The sequence below is a fragment of the Erythrobacter sp. SG61-1L genome, from assembly GCF_001305965.1.
Lineage (GTDB): Bacteria > Pseudomonadota > Alphaproteobacteria > Sphingomonadales > Sphingomonadaceae > Andeanibacterium.
The window spans coordinates 2,123,888-2,143,920 of the sequence record NZ_JXQC01000003.1; the positions used below are offsets into that span (position 1 = coordinate 2,123,888).

The 20,033-nt window shown below is 61.1% G+C and carries 14 protein-coding genes and 4 pseudogenes; 3 read left to right on the forward strand and 15 right to left on the reverse strand.

Translation table 11 applies throughout. The features are described from left to right. Window positions 1-236 precede the first annotated feature (236 nt). The 3 genes from SZ64_RS10445 to SZ64_RS10455 form a co-directional block, all read right to left on the reverse strand. Entirely contained in the window at window positions 237-497 is a 261-nt protein-coding gene (locus tag SZ64_RS10445; RefSeq protein ID WP_054532193.1) for a hypothetical protein, read from the reverse strand. Window positions 498-628: 131 nt separating this feature from the next. Next, window positions 629-1,717: an FAD-dependent monooxygenase gene (locus SZ64_RS10450; RefSeq protein WP_054530773.1), complete on the reverse strand. Its 1,089-nt coding sequence runs from the start codon at window positions 1,715-1,717 to the stop codon at window positions 629-631. Next, window positions 1,717-1,917 carry a hypothetical protein gene (locus SZ64_RS10455; RefSeq protein ID WP_082384738.1) on the reverse strand — a complete coding sequence of 67 codons (201 nt, stop codon included), beginning with the start codon at window positions 1,915-1,917 and terminating at the stop codon, window positions 1,717-1,719. The genes SZ64_RS10450 and SZ64_RS10455 overlap by 1 nt, the downstream gene beginning before the upstream one ends. Window positions 1,918-2,204: 287 nt before the next feature. On the opposite strand from SZ64_RS10455, the pseudogene SZ64_RS10460 reads away from it, so the two are divergent. Continuing rightward, a pseudogene (locus SZ64_RS10460) lies at window positions 2,205-2,679 on the forward strand (transposase); the annotation flags it as partial. On the opposite strand, the pseudogene SZ64_RS18280 reads toward SZ64_RS10460, so the two are convergent. The 5 genes and pseudogenes from SZ64_RS18280 to SZ64_RS10485 all read right to left on the reverse strand — a co-directional run. Further along, a pseudogene (locus SZ64_RS18280) lies at window positions 2,668-3,070 on the reverse strand (transposase); the annotation flags it as partial. The pseudogenes SZ64_RS10460 and SZ64_RS18280 overlap by 12 nt on opposite strands. A 169-nt stretch (window positions 3,071-3,239) precedes the next feature. Then, window positions 3,240-5,033, reverse strand: coding sequence for a ShlB/FhaC/HecB family hemolysin secretion/activation protein (locus SZ64_RS10470; RefSeq protein ID WP_162225109.1), 1,794 nt, complete (start codon window positions 5,031-5,033; stop codon window positions 3,240-3,242). A 35-nt stretch (window positions 5,034-5,068) separates the two neighbouring features. Continuing rightward, window positions 5,069-10,192, reverse strand: coding sequence for an MBG domain-containing protein (locus SZ64_RS10475; RefSeq protein ID WP_206742909.1), 5,124 nt, complete (start codon window positions 10,190-10,192; stop codon window positions 5,069-5,071). Window positions 10,193-10,561: 369 nt separating this feature from the next. After that, window positions 10,562-11,260, reverse strand: coding sequence for a LytTR family DNA-binding domain-containing protein (locus SZ64_RS10480; RefSeq protein ID WP_054530776.1), 699 nt, complete (start codon window positions 11,258-11,260; stop codon window positions 10,562-10,564). Next, entirely contained in the window at window positions 11,248-12,366 is a 1,119-nt protein-coding gene (locus SZ64_RS10485; RefSeq protein WP_054530777.1) for a histidine kinase, read from the reverse strand. Before SZ64_RS10485 ends, SZ64_RS10480 begins: the two co-directional genes overlap by 13 nt. Before the next feature lie 173 nt (window positions 12,367-12,539). Between SZ64_RS10485 and trxC the strand changes: the two are divergent. Continuing rightward, a pseudogene (gene trxC / locus SZ64_RS10490) lies at window positions 12,540-12,983 on the forward strand (thioredoxin TrxC). Window positions 12,984-12,989: 6 nt separating this feature from the next. Here trxC and queF read toward each other — a convergent pair. Further along, window positions 12,990-13,370: pseudogene (gene queF, locus SZ64_RS10495) on the reverse strand (preQ(1) synthase); the annotation flags it as partial. Between the two features lie 197 nt (window positions 13,371-13,567). Beyond that, window positions 13,568-14,092: a hypothetical protein gene (locus SZ64_RS10500; protein WP_156313614.1), complete on the reverse strand. Its 525-nt coding sequence runs from the start codon at window positions 14,090-14,092 to the stop codon at window positions 13,568-13,570. A gap of 107 nt (window positions 14,093-14,199) precedes the next feature. On the opposite strand from SZ64_RS10500, the gene SZ64_RS10505 reads away from it, so the two are divergent. Then, window positions 14,200-14,376 (forward strand): helix-turn-helix transcriptional regulator, encoded by a 177-nt coding sequence (locus SZ64_RS10505; protein ID WP_241773023.1) that lies wholly within the window; start codon window positions 14,200-14,202, stop codon window positions 14,374-14,376. Here SZ64_RS10505 and SZ64_RS10510 read toward each other — a convergent pair. From SZ64_RS10510 to SZ64_RS10535, 5 genes are all read right to left on the reverse strand, one after another. After that, a complete protein-coding gene (locus SZ64_RS10510) occupies window positions 14,373-14,720 on the reverse strand; it encodes a hypothetical protein (protein WP_054530780.1) in 348 nt (115 codons plus the stop codon). The genes SZ64_RS10505 and SZ64_RS10510 overlap by 4 nt on opposite strands. After that, on the reverse strand, window positions 14,717-16,183 hold the full coding sequence (locus SZ64_RS10515; protein ID WP_054530781.1) for an ADP-ribosylglycohydrolase family protein: 1,467 nt from the start codon (window positions 16,181-16,183) through the stop codon (window positions 14,717-14,719). The genes SZ64_RS10510 and SZ64_RS10515 overlap by 4 nt, the downstream gene beginning before the upstream one ends. Before the next feature lie 354 nt (window positions 16,184-16,537). After that, window positions 16,538-16,933 carry a hypothetical protein gene (locus SZ64_RS10525; RefSeq protein WP_054530783.1) on the reverse strand — a complete coding sequence of 132 codons (396 nt, stop codon included), beginning with the start codon at window positions 16,931-16,933 and terminating at the stop codon, window positions 16,538-16,540. A gap of 197 nt (window positions 16,934-17,130) precedes the next feature. Further along, on the reverse strand, window positions 17,131-18,009 hold the full coding sequence (locus SZ64_RS10530) for a hypothetical protein (RefSeq protein WP_054530784.1): 879 nt from the start codon (window positions 18,007-18,009) through the stop codon (window positions 17,131-17,133). A gap of 521 nt (window positions 18,010-18,530) precedes the next feature. Continuing rightward, on the reverse strand, window positions 18,531-19,898 hold the full coding sequence (locus tag SZ64_RS10535; RefSeq protein WP_082384542.1) for an ADP-ribosylglycohydrolase family protein: 1,368 nt from the start codon (window positions 19,896-19,898) through the stop codon (window positions 18,531-18,533). Window positions 19,899-20,033 lie beyond the last annotated feature (135 nt).

Sequence of the window (20,033 nt, forward strand, 5' to 3'; positions counted from 1 at the left end):
TGGTGACCTTCCTCTCGCTGCTCCCGCAGGGCATCCGGCAAAACTATGCCAGCATCAAGCATAGCTACGCCTATGCACGTTCGGCGGAGTTCATCCATCGGGGAACATGAAGACTTCGAGCCAATCGCCGCAGAGCTAAAGAACGGCGGCGGCGCTATGCCGCCCGCGGACGACCCTAGGACAGGTTCCGACGACCTGATCAGGCACCGTCAACGACGGTTTTGTTGGCGAGCGCGTCAGTCGAGGGTTTCGACAAGCTCCGCGATTTCGAAGGCGAAGCTCTTCCATCCACGCGTCCGAGCAGCTTCTTCGGCTGGCACACGTTTGCGGCGAGCCTCGGCAAGCGAACGAGTATGTCCCCAAAACACTTCTGTCTTACCGTTTTCGAGCTCGGCCACAATTCGCCAGTAGTGGGTGAAGCGGTCAGACGTCGGCCCGATGGTCTTCACATAGCCGTCAGGCATAGTCGCAGTGAGATACCGGCGCCTTTTCTTCATTGGCGTCCCATTCTCCGAACTCTCTTTCAACGCAAGACGGGTGATTACCTCTCCAACCTGGATGTACCGCAGCAAGCGGACAGACGAAAAGCGGCGGGAAACGACAACATCGCGGCCGAATTTCAAGGCATTCAAGGCCTGCGAGCCGCTTGGACAAAGTCCTGACTGATCCGCTGCCCTGACAGCCCCAGCCTGCGCACATCTGGCAGTCTGGAAACTTCATAAGATCGCAATGCCGCAACCGGGTCGGTCCGTAATGCCGCACCATCAAGAAACCGGGCCAGGGCCATTGCGTCTTCAGCGGCGGTCGCAAAGCCATTCCCTGTCATGGGGGTGCAGACATGGGCCGCATCGCCGACCAGACACATCCGTCCGGAAGCAAGGCGATCAGGCACATATTCCACGACCGGCGTCCCCAGCACGGCCTTGCGCGCGATGCATTCCAGGATCGCCTCGCGCCAGGGAGAGGGCCAGTGACACAGGGCCAGGAGCGCCAGTTCCTCGAACAAGGCATCCGGCATATTGGCCGGGCGAAGCGAATGCCGCACAAGTGTGCCTTCGACAGCGCCGGTCTCCCGCAGAATGTCGTTGTGACCGGCGTCATACCAGCCCCAGCCAATTCGCCGGCGCCCACGCTCGACACCGCCGTCAGCGGCGGTCAGGGGGAAGCCGAGCAGCAGGTAGGGACCTGCCTCCAGAAACTCGAGGTGCGGCGGAAAGCGAACGGAGAGCGCTGATTCTTCCGCAAAGCCCACCCAGGCGAGATAATGTGCGAAAACGGCATCGGGGCGTTCGGGGCACATTTGCCGCCGAACGACGCTCTGATAGCCATCCGCGCCGACCATCACTGACCCTTCGAACCGCCGATTGTCGGAAGTCAGCGCCCAGACATGCCCGTCATCCTGACCGACCAGTTCAACCCGGGCATTCTGCAGAATCTGGATTCCAGCTTCTTCAGCCGCGATCCGCAATCCGCGATAGACGGACTGCCATGCCTGAATGCCGGTAGCTAGAGTGGCTGCCGCGTGACGCCGCCCGGTCAATTGCTCGAGCAGTCCATGACCGACCTGCAAAGCTGCTCCCGTCCGGTCGGTATCGTTCGAGCGCTCGAGCAGCGTGACTGACAGTCCGTGCCGGGACAGCGCGAGCCCAGCCATGAGGCCGGCCAGCGAACCGCCTACGATGAGTATGTCACTGGCCTGGCCGTGAACGGAGAACATCAGCTTTTAAGCGTGACCCAGACTTCAACAGGCGCGATGAACTTCCCGGGTGCAGGCTTGCCGACGTGTACGCGATCAGCTGTTACCAGCTCACCTGTGGCGAGATTGAAACTGATCCATGGCTTCGGCATCCGGCCGAAGGTCATTTTCTGGATCGGCTGGCCAGTGGCCGAATTCATGATCGTTGCGATAACACTCATGCGCGAGCCGATAGCCATCGGAAGAGGGATCGGTCCAGTACGATCATAATCGTTCACACGGAACGAGTGGGCAACCAGTCGCCCTTCGCCGCCTGGTCGACTGCTCGATTGCGGCGGCGTCAATTCACCCGATAGACCGACAGCCGCACCGTTGGCCCGACCTTTCCACCGGTCGCAAGAAATAGCGCGCGGTTGACCCAGTTGTCCGCCGTCAGCGCCAATGGCACAGATTTGAGGTTGTGGTTTAAGGAGGATCTGGGCTTCGTCGCAGTGACGAAGGAACGAAGATGAAGCCCAGATCCTCCAATGCAAAATCGCCGACGAAGGCCCCTGCAGAGCAGGTGGTGAAGGACATACTGCGCCAGACCCGTCGCCACTTCTCGGCCGAGGACAAGATCCGCATCGTGTTGGAAGGCCTGCGAGGCGAGGACAGCATTGCCGAGCTGTGCCGCAAGGAAGGCATCGCACAGAGCCTGTATTACACCTGGTCGAAAGAGTTCATGGAAGCGGGCAAGCGGCGCCTGGCGGGCGACACCGCCCGCGCTGCGACCACAGGCGAAGTGCAGGACCTGCGCCGCTAAGCCCGTGCCCTCAAGGAATGTGTGGCCGATCTGACGCTGGAAAACCGCCTGCTGAAAAAAGCATGATCGCGGATGGGGGCGACGAAGAATGAGGTATCCCGCATCCGAGAAGCTCGAGATCATCCGGATCGTTGAGCAGTCGCACCTGCCCGCCAAGCGCACGCTGGACCAGCTCGGTATCGTCATCCCGCTGCGACCGGTAGCGCATGCTCTTCCGGTCAGCGCCTATGACACGACACGCCCGCCGCTCGCTCATCCCCAGGAAGGCCCGGAGACGCGCGACCGCCTCTCGCTTGGCAGCGGGCGTCACCAATTTTTGCGAGAAGATCCTTCAGGCCGGCGTTGTCCGGCATAGCTTCCGCCAGCAGCCGCTTGAGCTTGGCGTTCTCGTCCTCGAGCGCCCGCAACCGCTTTGCGTCCGAAACCTCGAGCCCGCCATACTTGGCCTTCCAGTTGTAGATCGTCGCTTCCGACACACCATGCCGCCGAGGCAGGTCAGCGGTCTTCACACCCGCCTCGGCTTCCTTCAACACGCCAATGATCTGCTCTTCCGAAAACCTCGTTCGCTTCATCTGTCCGTCCTTCCAATGGGCCGGACTCTAATCAGGCTTGGAGGAAAATCAGGGGGGCACGTCACAATCAGCCACCGGGAACGAACGGACATGAGAGTGCCGGCCGATATCCGGGAACAGTACCGCCTTAGCTTGAGGAGCTACGGTCATCCGAGAATGGCGATTGAGCTCAATAAGAAAGGAACAGCCGGGCCTGTACGGTCCAGTCTCCCGCCCGGGTTTCGCGCGCGGAAGACAGGGCGTGCCCGGCAGCGAGGCTGGCCTGGACATGGCTGCCATGCCGATAGTCCAGCCCGGCGCCTATCCCGGCGAGACTGCTCTTCTCGGCCTCGACATGGCCAAGCAGGCCATCATAGCCGTAATTGTAACCAAACCCGAGATCGAGAAAACCGTAGGGAGACAGATCATCCTTGAAGCCACCCGCCATATTCCTGCCGAACAGAGAGAAACTGGGCAGGCATACCTCGTTGCGCCAGTAAAAACCCCGATCCACACTGGCATCTTCCAACACATAGCCGCGCGTGGCGGACATGCCCCCAATTGCCAGTTGACTGGTATCGGGCAAGGTGCGGGTGCCCAGCAATCCGCTGAACTGCGTCACATAGGCAAGGCCGCCCGGCAGGCGCGTCAACCGCCCAAGGTCAAGCGTGGCATAGGCGTAATTGGCTCGATCCACACGCCCCGAGCTATAGGCATTCCAGTTCGCCGCGCTATTGCCGCCCAGAACGCCGCCGGGATTTCCCACCACCCGCGCCAGCACCGTAGTGCGCCCATGCGCATCGGCACGGTTCATCGCCCAGCCGAACACAAGCTCGAACTGGTCGGCATTGGCCCCGCCGATATCGGTGCCGTCAAAATAGCTCCTGCGCGAAACGTGGCGGCCGACTGCACCGATCATCAGATCGCCCAGATAAGTGCCCGGTAGAATATTTGAGAGCGCAGTCCGATAGATTACCGGAATTTCCAGAACCTCATTCGTGAAGGCAAAAGTCGCCGGATCGCCATTCTGCCGCGTTGCCACATAGTTGGGCGCAATCTCAAGGCTCTGGCGCGCAGCCAGCGGCATCACTAGGCGTGCAGCCTGGCTGAAATAGCGGGGTGAAGACGCTCCGCTAGCGATGCTTCCGGGAGCCGACCAGAAATCGTCGCTGCCGGTTGCCTGATAAGAAAGAAAGCTGTTGCCAAGGCTCGGCATCCCCGCCCCAAAGCCCGCGAAATAACGCTGGCGGCCGGTTGCGCCCGTGCCGGTATTAGACCAACCGGCGAAGATTTCCCAAGGTTTGCGCGGCGCCACTTCCAGCGTCAGCGCCGTCTCCCCGGCCTGATCGCCGGGCGAGAACACACCCTGCACGGAACGGTAGGGATAGCGGTTGAGCCAATCGAGATCTTCCTCCAGTAGATCGGCCCTAATCCGCCCGCCATCCGCGGTGCGAACCTGGGAGAGCACACCGTCCTCGCTGCCGGCTTTCGCGCCATTGGTGGTTACCTTGCCATAGCGGAATTCACTGACCTGCAATTGCACCACGCCGCTCGTCACTTCCTGCACCGGCAACGTGATGGCCACGAAAGGATAGCCCGCCTCGCGATAGACCCGGGCAATTGCCGCCTGCATGTCACCGATCAACTTCGCGCTGAGAGGCTGGCCGATATAATTGGAAAGCGGGCCGGCCACGCGTTCTGCCGACATGGCACCGATGGCACTAATGGTCACACCGGTGGGAGGGCTTGCCTCCACCTGTTCCTTGGGCCCGATCAGGCGAATGCCGCTGACAGTGACGCCCAGCGGCGTTGCATCCCTGCTCGCACCAAGCTGTTCCGGCGCCAGCACTACACCGCCATCACCCTGGGCTGGCGGCGGCAGATTGCGTTCGATCACCTGCGCCTGTGCGGAGGAAGCCAGAAACGCAGCACTGGTACTGGCGCAGAGCAAGAGCGCAACCGTCAGCCGAGGAACCCGCGTCAAAGACAGCACAGCGGATTTAGGGAAAACAGGCATGGTCATGGCTCAACTGAAACCCTGATCGATCCGCCGCGAGGCAGGTTGTCTGGATGGGGACGGAATGCGCAGGCACTCCAAAATTGGGCGGTGCAGCCGCCGCGAAACACAATGTTCCCCGGCGTGGCCAAGTCATCGGGAAGCAGGAGTTTCAACGTGCGCGAAGCATGGCGGGCGATCACCCACTCATCCCGCAACCTGCTCTCCAGAAATGGCCCCGCCACCGGATCGGGAACTTCTGGAGTGGCGCGCGGCAGAACGGCAAAGGCGCCGTCGACATAGGAGAAGACGTAGTTCCCGCTAGCCGCACCGGAGAGCACACCTCCTGAGGCGCTGGTGGTATAGCCCGTGCCGACATCCGAAGCGGAGGTGGCATCCGTCGATGTCAGGACGCCAGAGAGCAGCGCATCGGTCTGGCCGTTCTTCCACCCCGAAACCGAATAGCCAATGCCCGGTACCGCATCGCCATAGACCATGCTCGCATCGCCAGCCGTCACAATCAGCGTCGCAGGCGTGACGCTCAAGGCGCCGTCGACATAGGAGAAGACGTAGTTCCCGCTAGCCGCACCGGAGAGCACACCTCCTGAGGCGCTGGTGGTATAGCCCGTGCCGACATCCGAAGCGGAGGTGGCATCCGTCGATGTCAGGACGCCAGAGAGCAGCGTATCGGTCTGGCCGTTCTTCCACCCCGAAACCGAATAGCCAATGCCCGGTACCGCATCGCCATAGACCATGCTCGCATCGCCAGCCGTCACAATCAGCGTCGCAGGCGTGACCTTCACATTCGCGCCAGCATAAGTGATCGCATAATTGGAGGAGGCCGCCAGTGTGCCTTTAGTGATGGCATAATCGCCGACATCGGAAGACGAGTTCACGCTGCTGGCGAGCGTGCCAGAGAGTGTGTCGTTGCCGTAAAGCTGGCCGCTGGTCAGCGTGTATGTCAGGTCAGGAGTGGCGTCGCCATAGGTCATCGACTTGGCATCCGCAGTTATCGTCAAGGATGCGGGATCGATGGTGAGCGTCCCGGCGTTCAAGCTGATGTCATAGCCGAGCTGACCGGAATAGAGGCCCGACAGGACGAGGTCAGCGCCTGAATAGCTGCCGGCATTCGCGCCAGAAGCAATGTAGGTCGCCGTACCCAGGATCAGCGTCGGATCGTGGCCTGCCGGATCGTAGACCAACGTGCCGACATCGCTGGAGGTCGTGGTTGCGTCATAGGATTTCGTGCCGTCGCCGCCGGTAATGGTGAGGCCGGTCATGAAGCCGCGCAGCAATGGGGCGGTGTTGCCTTCATATATGCGCCAGAGCGACGATGTTCCCCCTTCGTCGTCTATGCTCCAGCCGGCCTCGGTGAAGGGATCGAGATTCATCATCTCGGATGTTGTCAGCCCGGTGGCGTTGCCGGCCGTGCCGGCGCCGATCCCGGAGGTTTTTCCGCTGGTGGTCTTGTTCCAGAAATTGGCCTTTACCGCACCGCCGACGAGGTCGGAATTGCTGCCGATCAGACCGCCTGCCGAGGAAGTGCCGTTGACCTTGCCGGAGGCGTAATTGTTTGCCACCCCGCCGGTCGCGCCGGAATTGATGTAATTCGTGCCGATCAGACCGCCGAGACTGGACGAGCCCGTTACCGATCCGGTCGCGTAATTGTTGGTGACGGAAGTGGCATAGGTCGAATTCAGAGAATTCGTGCCGATCAGTCCGCCCACACTGGACGAGCCGTTAACAGCTCCGGTAGCAAAGGATTGGGAGACATCGCCATAGCTATTGTTGCCGACGAGCCCCCCTACGCTGGCAGAACCGGTGACGGCCCCAGTGGCATAGCTGAGCGTGATCGTACCTCCATTGGCATTGGTGCCGACAAGGCCGCCAATACCGCCGATCACGGCGCCGCCGCCGGTCACCCTACCCGTGGCATGGGAACCGCTGATCGTCCCGGCATTGATCCCGGCGAGACCGCCCACGGCGAAGCTGGCGCTGGTGGATACGGCACCCGTGGCGTAGCTGTCCGTGATGCTGGCGGCTGTCGCATTGCTGCCCACCAGACCGCCCACATCGGCACCGCTCGCAGTGATCATCCCGGTGGCGTAGGATGATTTGATCGCGCTCGATTGGTTGGAACCGATCAGCCCGCCGGCAAAGGCGTAGACCAGCCCGGCACCGGTGATGGCCGCAGTCACATCTCCAGTATTATAGACGTTGCTGATCGTCCCGCCCATGGTACTGCCCGCAAGCCCACCGACATAGGAAAGCCCCCGGATCTCACCACCGACCAGCCCCAGATCGCGGATATTGGCGCCGTTGGTAAAGCCAAACAGGCCGACATAGCTGGTGGAGGCACGATTGATGGTAAGGCCGGTGATCGTATGCCCCTGCCCATCCAGCGTTCCGGTGAAGCGAGTGGTGGTGTTACCCAGCGGGACAAAGCCGGAAGCGCCCCAGATGCCGCTATACGAGCCGTTGCCATTTGCGGTGAAGGCGCCAGTCAGGTCCAAATCGGTGCCCAACCGATAAGTTCCGCCAAGATCCATCGAAATCAGTTGCAAGGCCGCATCGGTGGCGATCACACTGGAATGTTCGTTCCGCAGCATCGGGCGCGTGTCGCCATCGATCATCACCCAGGTCCCGGTGAAGTCGAAGCCGGTATAGCTCGCCTGCGAACGGGAAACTCCGCTGATATCGACTGCCGATCCGTCTATCCCGCTATTCGCATCGGCGCTGCCGATTGCGGCGGCTATGCCGGAACTGGCCGCATCCCAATAAGCGTTGGTCAGACTGATAGCGGCAGAAATGGGGCTGGAACTGGCCACTATGCCGATCAGCCCGCCCGTGGCCGATGTGCCGGTCACGCTCCCGCTGGCATAGACATTGGTCAGGCTGATCGGGCTCGCATCGTCAATACTCCCGATCAACCCGCCCGCTTGTGCTGAACTGGATACCGAACCGGTGGCGTAGGAATTGGAAATGGCGCCTTCGTAATAGGCCCGCCCCACCAGCCCGCCTGCCTCCTCATGCGTAGCCGTTACGCTGGCAGAGGAGGAGGAACCGGTTATCGTGCTGTAGCCCAGCCAGCCTGAAATGCCGCCGACTTCCCCATATGCGTTGATGCTGCCAGTTACATGAATATTGCTGAGGGTGGATTCCCACGCGCTGCCCACCAATGCCCCGACGCGCTGCGCATCGGGTACGTGGATAGCGACATTGGCCAGCGTAAGGTCACGCACCTGCGCGGATTCGAGGGAGCCGAACAGGCCGATAAAGCCGGTTGTATCGGACTGGTCGATGGTCAGCCGATCAATGAAATGCCCCAGCCCTGCAAAAGTGCCGCTGAAAGTTTCGATGGGCACGAAGCCAGTGCCGTCGTTCCAGCCTGCGGTAGCCGATGCATCGATGTCTCCTGCCAGCGCATAATAGCCGGAGCTGCCGATGTTCTGAAGCTGGGTGGCATCGTGTATCAATGTATAAGCCTGTCCGTCGATCGACAGGTTGGCCGAGGCGCCGGACAGGCTGATGCGGGCGCCGTCCGTCAGGCTGTAACCCTTGCCGGAACCATGAGTGATAACCAGCCCGGCTCCTGCCCCTGTGGCGGTAATGTCGCGCGCGATGATCACATCGCCGGCTGCCGCCAGAGTAAGAGTGCTGTTCGCACTCCAGGAAATCGGCGTAGCTACGGTGATGTTTCCAGCCTGGCTGCCGGCGCTGCCAGTCGTGACAATCACATTGGCGGTGGCCAGCGCGTTGGTCAGCGTGTTGACGTTCAACACGCTGTTATTGCCGGTCGCAGCAAAACCGGAGACATTGCTGCTGGAACCACTGGAAATCGTGAGATTGTAAGGATCTAGCAGCAGCGTGCCGAAGCTGCCACCGTCGCTGCGCAGATCGGCACTGCCCGTATAATCGAGTACCTGCTTGCCAGAAACTTCCGCAAAGCCTCCCCTCGCCCCCGCGCCCGAACCGGTGGCGGAGATCGAGCCTGCGAAGCGGGTTCCCTCGTCCGACCAGACCACCGCCGTGCCGCCCGACCCGCTGGAGCCATCGGCCAAAAGCCGCGCCCCGGCAGCGACATTGACGGTGGTGGCGGCGCGGACCGCATTGTCGAGGAAATTCGCCGATGCGTCCTGACCACCCTGATAGTCGCCACCGACGAGAATGAGGCCGCCCATAGCGCCGGATGCGTTAAGAGTGGCGCCCGCCTCGAGAGCTATGGCATCGCCTTCAATCACGATCGTGCCGCCCGTATCGCTGGTGCGCGAGGCGTCCAGCAGGCCCGCCACTTTCGCTTCGCCGCCGCTTGCCGTCAGGAAAATGCGCCCGCCACGGCTGGCTATACCGGTGGCCTTGATCAAACCCTGCGTATTGCCGGCCAGCGCATAGATATTGCCGCCATTGGCTCGCAATTCGACATCGGCGGCAAGGATCGCGCCACTGGCCTTTGCCTCGGTATCCGCGCCGCCGGCCTTCACCACAAATTTGCCGTCGGAAAGCGCGGCATCGCGGACCAGTACTTCATAGCCTGCCGCCAGAGCAGCGGTCCCGGCCCGCGCCTCGATAGTGCCGGAATTCTCCACCTTACGGGCGATCAGGGCGACATCGCCACCCAACGCGCCAATCCGGCCCCGATTGATCACCGCAGCCTCGCTCCGGCCGGTAAAGAGCAAATCGCCGCCAGCCATGAAACCCGAATCCGCAAGGTCTTGCGTGGAAGCAATGAAGCTGCCGCCTGTCACCACCCGCCCGGTAGAACCGATGGTGACGCCGTTCGGATTGACCAGATAGATGCTGCCCGTCGCGCTGAGCGAGCCGTCGATCGAAGAGGGGGAAAAACCGGTTACGCGGTTGAGCGTCGCGCCTGTGCCATTCTCGAAACTGACCGAACCGCCTTGTCCGATGGAGAAGGAGTTCCAGTTGATGATTGCATTGGCCGAACTCTGGTGAATGCTCAGTGCGTTATGGCCGGAAGAGATGGTCGCTGCCCCCGCAATAACGCTGCCTGCCTGCGGCAAGGTCACTTGCGATTGGGCAAGCGCCGGGGTGCAAGGCAGGGCGACCAGCGCCGTGCAAGTGAGCAATATTCGGGCGCGGCGAGAGAATGTACTACCTGGGCGCTGGGCAAGCGGGTTCGCTCTCATAATGGCGAGCATGTTCGACACCTTCAAGGACGCTTGGAAAGGGAGGTTCGGAATAAACACGAGCGATAGAGCGGGCAGTCGGGCGCACCACCACAGCCTCGCATCAGGAATAGGTGTCCAGACGATGCCCTCCGCCACGCGCAGAGGCGGACATTTACGGAAATCCGAGCAAATCTATGAAGGGTTCACTCATCTGGTTTCATTGAAACATTGCCAATCGGTCCAGAAAACCGCCGAAAACTGGAGATTTCCTATTGCCCACAGGGGTTAGGGAATTGGTTACATTTCCGTCAACGCGCAGTCGATGAAGCTGCCAAAGGGCTCGATGAATCCGCGCGCGCACCTAATAATATTCAAGCGATCGAACAATCAGGCCTGTTGGTCCCTGAAACGCCGCAAAGCCGTGCGGCCGAGCATGACGGCGTGGCCTTGCTCCCCGAGAATCAGGCGGGCGCGGCCACCTTGCAAGGTCTCAACCCGCCTCACCTGATCCATGTTGACGATCAGCGAGCGGCTGAGGCGGCGGAAGGAAGGGGCCGAAAGTTCTGCCTCGAACTGGCCAAGCAGACGGCAGACCAGAAGGTCCTTGCCATCCAACAGGGCGATACGAGTGAAATCTCCCTCCGCCGTCAGGGCAAGCAAGCGATCATGGGGGATGTGGAAGTGCTGGCCGGGCAAATGGATGCGAAGACGCGGCTCAGGAGCAGCCTGCAGGCTCCGCCTTTCGCGCAGACGCTGCAGCGCCAATGAAAGGCGCTGGGGTTCGACCGGCTTCACTAGAAAATCCGCCGCCGCCACATCGAAAGCATCCACGGCATAGCGACTATAGGCCGTGACGAAGATGACTTCTGGCTGGGAAGCTTCTGCTCCGAGCATCTCCAGCCCCTTTCCGTCGCCCAATTCGACATCCAGAAAAATCAGATCGGGCTTCAATTCCGGAAGGCGCAACCGGGCTTCGGCCAAACTGCCCGCCTCCCCGGCGATATCCATGTCCTCATGGGCGCCAAGCAGACGGCGCAGGCTACGCCGTGCCGGGGGCTCGTCATCCACCAACATCACGCGAAACATGGCGCACCCTGCAAAATCATGCGTGCGACCACGCGATCTTCTTCTTGAGTAATCGAAAAATGGTGGCGGCCCGGATAATGCAGCTCCAGCCGGCGCCTGATATTGATCAGCCCCAGCCCGCCCAACATTTCCTGTCCGGGCGCGTATTTCCCCGGATTGCTAACCAAGACTTCCAGAACCCCGTTGCGCAGTTGCGCGCCAACATGGATACGCAGCGGCGCGCCAGTCGTCGGACGCAGGCCATGTTTAACGGCATTTTCGAGCAGCCCTTGCAGGATGAGATGCGGCACCGGAAAATCCGCGGCCTCGGGGTCAAGGTCCACTCCACAGGTCAGCGCGGCATCGAAGCGTAGTTCCTGGATGCGCAGATAGGCCCTTGTAGCCTCGATTTCGCTGGCAAGTGCGCAGGCCGACCTGTCGCGGTGATCAAGGCAATAGCGCATATAGGCGGAAATACCGTGCACCATTTCCAGCGCCACATCGGGGCGTTCGGGAATTTCGGCGGTCAGCGTATTGAGTGCGTTGAAGAGGAAATGCGGATCGAGTTGCACTTTCAATTGCTGCAATTCCGCGCGGGTCGCCGCTGACTGCGCTTCGCTGCGATGCAATTGCTCGGTGCGCGCGGCAACATCAGCCGTCAGCCAGAAATAGCCCAGCGCCCAGCCCATGAAGATAGCCATGTAGTAAAGCAGCGGCACGATCCTGCCGCCATAGGCTTGCTGGAATTCCCCCGTTGAGAAAGAAAGCCCCCGCAGCCCCTCCGCCGCCAGCATCTCCACTGCGCCGCCACCGATCGAGGCAAGCACCACCAGCAGCACAACGCCCATGGCGGGGAAATGAGGTCGCGGCCTGCGCCGGAGGACTTCATGCGCCAGAGTTGTCAGCGCAAACCCGATGGCGTCGAGCGCCAGCGTCACCACCAGCGCATCGGTGAAATTTCCGAAAAACAACGTGCGGGTTGAAACGCCCAGAAGGGAAATGAACACCCATACCGCAAGGTTAGCCAACCAGAACGGAACAGCATGAGCCGGCCGCATGGCAGGCAGATCACCGCCCAGCGGCTCTGCAGGAAGAAAGTCGTGCGCTTCTGCAATCGCGTGATTCATGGCGGCGTGCCCCTCCAGACGCAATCCTCTTACGACATGGTGGGGATTATCGGCCAGTCTTTGCGGCATTCTCGCGCTTCCGACGCGGCGCCAAGGATGAAACTACGCGCTCTGCCATTCCTTCTCTTTCCATCCGGAACGCGCTTCCTCTCTTCGGACAAAGAGGTGATCCCATGTCCGATGCGATGATTATTGCCTGTCCCAATTGCAGCGCGCTCAACCGGGTTCCGTGTGAGAAACTGGGTGCGGGCGGCAAATGCGGGAAGTGCCCCGGCGCGCTGTTCACGAGCACGCTGGTAACGCTGACCGCCGCGAATTTCGATGCCCATGCTGCGCGCAGCGATATTCCCCTGCTGGTGGATTTCTGGGCGAGCTGGTGCGGCCCGTGCCGCCAGATGGTGCCTGCCTTCCATACGGCGGCGGACCAGCTGGAACCGGCAATGTGACTGGGCAAGCTGGATACGGAGGCGGAGCAGGCATTGGCGGCCGGTTATGGCATTCAGTCCATCCCGACGATGGTCCTGATCCGCAAGGGGCGCGAAATCGTCCGACAATCGGGGGCCATGCCCGCCAGCGCCATCGTCAACTGGGCGCGGCAGGCGGCGGCTTCAGCCTAGGTTGGCCTAGCCCCGCCCGCGATAGGATGCCACACCCTGATCGGGCACCCACAGCCCTTCAGGTGCCGCGCCGGTCTGCCAGAAGACGTCGATGAGAATGCCGCCGCGCGGATACCAATAGCCGCCGATGCGCAGCGACACCGGCTTCATCTCTTCCACCAGCCGCTGGCCTATGCCCACGGTCACATCTTCGTGAAAACCGGCATGGTTGCGGAAGGAGCCGAGGAACAGCTTGAGGCTCTTCGATTCGACGATGGTTTCCCCCGGTGCATAATCGATCACCAGATGCGCGAAATCGGGCCGGCCGGTCACAGGACAGAGGGACGTGAATTCCGGCGCGGCGAAACGGATCATGTAGAGCGATCCCACGCGCGGGTTGGGCACATGTCGGCGCAATCACTCACCTGTCTGCTCGCCACAACATTCAAGCCCTCCACGTCGAGAATTCTAGCATCTGAAGCCGGTCGATCAGTCAGGCTGAACCGATGGCAGCTTTCAGGGATCCCAGGCATGGCTTCGAACGACCGCTATGTCGGCGGCTGCAGTCAGGTTGCGGGCCTCCTCAACGGTTCTGGCATTTCAGCTCACTGCGAAACGCCAGAACCGCGATCAAACGGATCGTATTGGGGATCCTTGCAGTCAATTCCCCGCATCCAGACCGCAATCCTTGCACCACCTTGAAAATTGACAATCATTCCATCCGGGAATGCTTCGTGGCTTTCCACGCGACGACCCAAGTCGTCTTCGATAGCACGCAAGAGTTGGCCTGTACTTTTCGCGAACAAGACATAGCAGCGACCTTCCGGTGCGTAATACGCCTCGTGTGCAAGGTTCGCGGAGGTATCAAAGATCGTGCTGCCTGACACTACGTCTGGAACGTTAGGGACTGCCTCGTCTATTATCGGCTCTTCTATGATAGGCAGTTCCGCTTCGACTGGCTCGGATTGGTCTGTGTAGACGTCATCTGAGGCGCCTGCGTCGCTGATGTTCCGCAATTGTGCGATCATCACGAGCAACACCAGGATAAGAACCCCACATAATCCGAGTGCGAAGCACAGCAGCGTTTTTACTCGACGCAACTGCGTTGCGTTGTCCGGTTCGTCCATCATCACCCCCAACAAGTCCACGTTCAAATGTAGAGTATACTCCGTGGATGTAAAGTCGCTGCCCCTGCCACATGATCGCCATGCGGCTCCGGGAGATCTTTGCTCAGAATTTGCGCCGGTTAAGGACCGAGCGAGGGCTTTCGCAGGAGGCACTGGCTGACCTCGCCGGGATCGACCGCACCTATGTCAGTTCTCTCGAGCGCAAACGTTACTCCCCCTCGCTCGACATGGTCGAGAAGCTGGCACAGGTGCTCAAGGTCGATCCGCATGAGCTGCTGCTGACCTAGCTCAAGAGCCGTTCGAGATCGGCCAGGATAGCGCCTGCCATGCCATGGGAATCCTCATGGCGCAGCGCCTCTTGGTAGACGTGCCGCAACTTGACCAGCAAGGCAGGAAGATCGGGCGCGGGAGCAGCGGCCAGTACGTGCAGGGCATCGTAGCGGGAACCACACAGCTCGTTGCCCTCATCTTCGAGGGCGCTGAGCTGCGGCGTTAGCCCAAGGCCCTGCGCCTGTGCCGCGCGCACGGCAGGATCGAGGATAGCGGCAAGGAACTGCTCATGGCGCAGGCGAGCCGCTTCAAACGCCGCCAGCGCCTGCTCCCATGCAGTAACAGGGGTAGCAGTACTCATTCGATACTCGCCTCGAACAGACGGGTCGCTGCAGCCTCGAGCCTGTCGCGCCATGCAAGCCGGTCGAGCCAGTCGGGCGGAATGGCTCCCACTCCATGGAGCGCACCTGCCAGCTGGCCGGTGATGGCAGCGGTGGTATCTGCATCCTCGCCCAGATTGGCGGCCGTGAGCACGGCTTCCGCATAAGTGCCCGAACGGGAGATGCTCCAGAGCGAGGCTTCGAGGGAATGGGCGACATAGCCGCTCGCACGGATTGTATCGCGATGCTTGCCCCGCCACGATCCGGCAAGGATAGACGCAATATTGCCGGCAAGATCGTCACTTCTGGCCTGCAGCACCTCGCTGGCAGGCTTTCCTGCAATGGCATCGGCGAGAAGCTCAGCATAGGCGACACAGGCATCGACGGCTTCGACCGCGCCATGAGTAGTGCGGCTCTGGCGTGCTGCTGCATCGCGCAGGGCTGCCCGGTCATTCCAGTAGCGGATCGCGACAGGGGCAAGGCGCATCAGGCTGCCATTGCCTGCACTGAGCGGATCGGTTGAACCCGATTGGGGATTACCACTCGCCTTGAAGCGCGCGAGGGCCTGCCGCACGGTGATCCCGATATCGAAGCAGCTGCCGGTCGGGGAATACTCGCCCAGCTCATGCCAGCGGACCAAGCGCTGCATCAGATCGGCCTCATCGAGGCCGCCGCAATCAGCAAGGCTCTCTGCCAGAGCAAGGGCCATGGAGGTATCATCGGTCCAGACCCCGGGCTCCAGCCCGAAAGGACCGCCACCTACCATGTCCATCAGCCGGGGATAGCTGTCCCGGGGATGGAACTCGAGCGTGGTTCCCAGTGCGTCGCCGACAGCAAGACCGAGCATTGCGCCCATGGCACGGGTCCGGATGGCATCCAGCGAAGTGTCCGGAGCAGCCAGAGGAACATCCTCAAGGGAAAGCACGTAATCCGTCTGACCCTGCGTCTCGATGGCCCCGGGGCGGACCTGACGGACTTGGCCTACTGCCTCGGCCGGGTTCCAGCCCAGTTCGACCAGCAGCCGCGAGGCAATGGTCCCGGCCCGGCCGAGCCCGCCCATGCAGTGGACCAGCACATTGGCGCCTGATCGCAGGCGCTGACGCAGAGCGGGCCCGGCGCTCTTCCATGCATCCTCAAAGGCTGCATCGGGGATGGAGCGGTCTGCAATCGGCAGGTGATACCAGTCCATATGGCGGGCCAGCACTTCTGAACCCAGCTGCGGCACCTGGAGCTGAGCCAGCTCATGCTCTTCGACCAGCGTGACCACCACGCTGGCATTCCATGCGCAGATGGCATCGAGATCCATGCCAAGATCGCGGTTCCATGAACCGGTCATGGCGCCTTGCTGGACCTTGCCCGGGCAGAAGGTCAGGCCGACAAGGCCATGCTCTTCTGCAGGCTCGATGGCGGCGATCTGGAGCGGATGGCTTGTGCTGGTTCTCATCGTCCAGTCTGTCCGCATACTAATCGCAGGCAGTCAACGACTGTCTGGAAAGGCTGAAGATTATTCCGGTCTTATGCCCTGCATCTCCTCTTCCAGTGCTTCAAGCACCTCCCGGATCTGCCTGAGCAGCGCTCGCGCCCTGCGGTCCCGCTCGCGTGCCGCGCCTGTGTAGAGCCCATGCTTGAGCGCGTTGCGGTTGCCTTTGGGGGCGCCGGCCTTGCCCCCATGGCTGCGACATAGCCCGCGGCCCGTGATCGCAGGCGCGCGACAGCGTTCGCCGTTGCGCTTGATCCGCTGGCATCGCCGCGCTCGCTGCATCGGACCTACATTGCGGACATGATCGCTAGCCATGGCTCAGCCTTCGCGCAGACGGCAGGAAGTGCCGACGAGCTGGTTGGTCGAGCCAACCAGCTTGCAACCGGTATTGATCACCCGCTCTCGCCCCGGAGCATCAGCCGACACTTCCAGCGCGGTCCTCAGGTACTCGCAGGCAAGCGGGTGCGTCAGGGCAATAAGCTTCTCGAGCAGTCGCAGATGGCGGAACTTGATCTCATCAAAGTTGGGCGCCCCCTCCTCTTCATCGGCATCTTCCTCTTGCCTGTCCGACTTGCGCCGGGGCGGGTCCTCTTCCCATTCCTCGTCGCGGGTATCGCACTGCATCTCGGCAAGGGGCGGCAGGCCGCCGGGGGCATCATGCATTTGCGATCTGATTGCACTCTCGTCGGTCAGATCCACTTCATTCTGGGTCATCGGGACTCTCCTCTTTTTGGAACCCGACCCTTTCAGTGTTGTCACGACCTGTTTTGCGCCAAAGAAATCTGCTCGCTGCAGGCCAAAAATCAGCCGTCAGACTAAAATCAAAAATCAATCCATGAACCGTAGCCCGCCCGTTGCACGGTTTGCGACGCATCGCCTTCCGCGTTTGCTCGCCGGAGCGCCGGCGCAAATCACCTGGAATCTTTAGCAGCTTCGGCGAGGTTCCGCTGAATCCGTTCTTGCCAAGAATTCGCGGTTTCTCCCTGCATCGGCGGATAGGTGCTTGCCCAGCGAGTGAAGGTCGGAATCAGATCGTCGAGGCTCACCCCAGGCTCAATCATAGTAAGCAAGAGTATGACACGCTCGATCCATTGTGAGGGCGTCTCGTCCGCGCGGATGGCTGATGAGGAAGCCGTGGCTTCCAGCGAGGCCTGAAGCTGTGCGATGCGCGCCTTTGAACGAGCTTCGAAGGCATCATAGGTCTCGCCAACCTTCGGCTTGGCGTAAAACGCCATTGAGAGGAGGGCATCTTGCAGAAACTCGAAGTCTTTCCCGGTAGCTCTACTGAAGCTCCTGGCGATGCGCTCCGCCCACGACGTCAGGGTATCGCCTTCGTTGAAGCGCTCACCTGCTACTTCTTTGATCGGATCCCAATCAGGATTCCAGTCAGGCCAGTTCTTGATCCAGTCAGCCATGGATTGGCCAACCCTGGGCGGACAGTGCTTCGCATAGGCATCCCACAGGCGGCGCCCGCCAGGGTCCATGTTCGGCCGGCACCGTTCAGTCCAGGCCTCCACAGTCTCGCCGGGACGACGTGCGCTCTCGTCTGGCCCTGATCGCGCTTGCGGGTCTGCAAATACCTCATCCTCAATGAGCTTCCTGCGCTGGTACTCAAGCAACCCGCCGAACAAGAAGACAGGAAGGCCTAGGAGAAAGGCGAGGCCGATAATCAAACCTGCGCCGTCAGCACTGCTCGTGAGGATCTGCCAACCAATGAATGCTGAGAGGAGCCAACCCAGGAAGAAAAGCAAGAGGCGTTTGCCCGCTCCCGAACTGGTCCGGTCGAGCAATTCGGCACATTTTGCGCAAACGGTGCGTGTTCCCGAATAGACCCCGAATGAAGCTCCGCCATGCCGAGTGGCGTAAATACGGGTAGAACTTCCGGTCTGGACCGATCGCCTGAAGCCCTGGCCGGAAGTAATATAGGCACCGCATAGATAGCACTCGGGCATTCCATATCCCCTTGAAGTCGAACGGCACGCCTTCGTGTAGAGTATACTCCGTATATGTAAAGTCGGCGCCGCTTCCACTAGCTGGCGGTGTGGCTACGTGCGATTTTCGCACAAAACCTGAAGCTCCTGAGGGCAGGGAAAGGCCTGCCACAGGAGGCGCGAAGCTACCTTACCGAGATAGCTCCAACCTATGTTTCTGCTCACGAGCACGAGCGATATTCGCCCTCGCTCGACACGATCTAGAAGCTCGTCAGGGTGCCCGTAGTTACTCCGCCGCGCTACTCTGTTGCTTTAGCCGATCGGCCTTTCGAACAGCGATGATAGCGCCGACATAACCATCACGGTCTTGGCAGCAGGATTCACTGGCTCGTGGTCATTGACGTCAGACTCTGCTCGATCAGCCGGGCGGCCATCTCAGCGATGCGCTCGCGCCATGCGAGACAGGCGAGCCAGTCGCCCGGAATGGCCGACGCGCCGTAAATGGCACCGGCCAATTGGCCGGCAACCGCAGCAGTTGCACTCGCCTGCTCGCCCAGATTGGCGGCACAAAGCACGGCCTCTTCAAAACTCGACGACCGCTCCACACACCACAGCGCTGCTTCAAGCGTGTGGAGGAAGTGGTTGGTGCCTAATAGCTGGCCCCGGGATCTGTCCTTCCACGAGCCCTCCATGACAAATTCGACCGACGGCAGATTGTGCAGATAGCGCCTGCGCAAGACCTTATGGCGCTCCATGCCGCCGATGGCATCGGCCAGGATATGCGCAAACGCTTCGCATGCTTCAGCCGCCTCTGGCGCACCGTGAGTCGTTCGGCTCTGCCGCGCCGCGACGTCGCTCAGAGCTACAGGGTCGTTCCAGTAGCGGATCGCCACCGGCGCAAGGCGGACCAGGCTGCCATTATCCACGAACTCGGAATGGGTCAGCCCTGCAAGTGGATCTTCTGTCTGGCGATACCTCGCGAGTGCTTCCTGCATAGTCTCGCCGATACCAATCGCACTTCCAGTGCAGGAGTAGACCCCTTCCTCCTGCCACTCGACAAAACGCTCCATGAGATCGATCTCATCGAGACAGCGCCTGAAGGTCAGGCTGTCCATGAGCGCCAGGGCCATGGCGGTATTGCCGGTCCATTCGCCGGGACTGAGGCCAAGAGGGCCACCGCCCAGCATACCGGTAAGCACGCGATAGCTGTCACGGGCGCGGCCAGTGAGCGTAGTTCCCAGTGCATCTCCGACCGCAAGACCGAGCATTGCCCCTCGTGCGCGAGTGTGGATTATCTCATGCGTGCGATACCGCGCAGGCGAACGGCGAACGGCATGGCCAAGCTTCGCGGCATCGTCGCTTTCGGCGGCGCGATCTTCAGACGAGGAGCTGTGCGATGCGGTGAGCTCGACCTGCGTCTGCTGCGGGATCTTCAGCAGTCCCCGCCTCACTCCCATCAACTCATCGACATAACAGACTGCGGCATCGTCCCGCTCCATCTTTCTGATGACCTTGTCGAGCTTCTTGATCTGGGCGTTGATCTGCTTCTCGCGCGCAAGCGCAGCCTTCGCATAATCACCGAACTGGCGGCCAAAGGACTTGTCCTTCGAGCCGAGACCACCGTGAACATGACAACGCTTCTTGCCTTTCACTGCAGGCGAGCGGCAAGCGTCTCCACCTAGCGTTATTGCCTCGCAGCGGAGCGCACCATGCATGCCGTGGACATTGCGTTTGTGGTTTGAAGCCATGCCGCTAAGAGTCCTGTCACGACCTGTTCGCCGCAAGTGCCTTTTGGAGCCCTGCGACTGGTCGCAAGCCGCCTGTGCGCTGCCATCTCGGTCGGACCAACCACTATCGCCTGCCGTGATTTTTCCGCTGTCGAC

Excerpts from the sequence above, each read along its gene's own strand:
- SZ64_RS10535 (WP_082384542.1), bottom strand. The coding sequence starts at position 19,898 with ATGGCTTCAAACCACAAACGCAATGTCCACGGCATGCATGGTGCGCTC.
- SZ64_RS10450 (WP_054530773.1), bottom strand. The coding sequence starts at position 1,717 with ATGTTCTCCGTTCACGGCCAGGCCAGTGACATACTCATCGTAGGCGGT.
- SZ64_RS10515 (WP_054530781.1), bottom strand. The coding sequence starts at position 16,183 with ATGAGAACCAGCACAAGCCATCCGCTCCAGATCGCCGCCATCGAGCCT.
- SZ64_RS10475 (WP_206742909.1), bottom strand. The coding sequence starts at position 10,192 with ATGAGAGCGAACCCGCTTGCCCAGCGCCCAGGTAGTACATTCTCTCGC.
- SZ64_RS10525 (WP_054530783.1), bottom strand. The coding sequence starts at position 16,933 with ATGACCCAGAATGAAGTGGATCTGACCGACGAGAGTGCAATCAGATCG.
- SZ64_RS10510 (WP_054530780.1), bottom strand. The coding sequence starts at position 14,720 with ATGAGTACTGCTACCCCTGTTACTGCATGGGAGCAGGCGCTGGCGGCG.
- SZ64_RS10480 (WP_054530776.1), bottom strand. The coding sequence starts at position 11,260 with ATGTTTCGCGTGATGTTGGTGGATGACGAGCCCCCGGCACGGCGTAGC.
- SZ64_RS10445 (WP_054532193.1), bottom strand. The coding sequence starts at position 497 with ATGAAGAAAAGGCGCCGGTATCTCACTGCGACTATGCCTGACGGCTAT.
- SZ64_RS10455 (WP_082384738.1), bottom strand. The coding sequence starts at position 1,917 with ATGAGTGTTATCGCAACGATCATGAATTCGGCCACTGGCCAGCCGATC.
- SZ64_RS10485 (WP_054530777.1), bottom strand. The coding sequence starts at position 12,366 with ATGAATCACGCGATTGCAGAAGCGCACGACTTTCTTCCTGCAGAGCCG.
- SZ64_RS10500 (WP_156313614.1), bottom strand. The coding sequence starts at position 14,092 with ATGATGGACGAACCGGACAACGCAACGCAGTTGCGTCGAGTAAAAACG.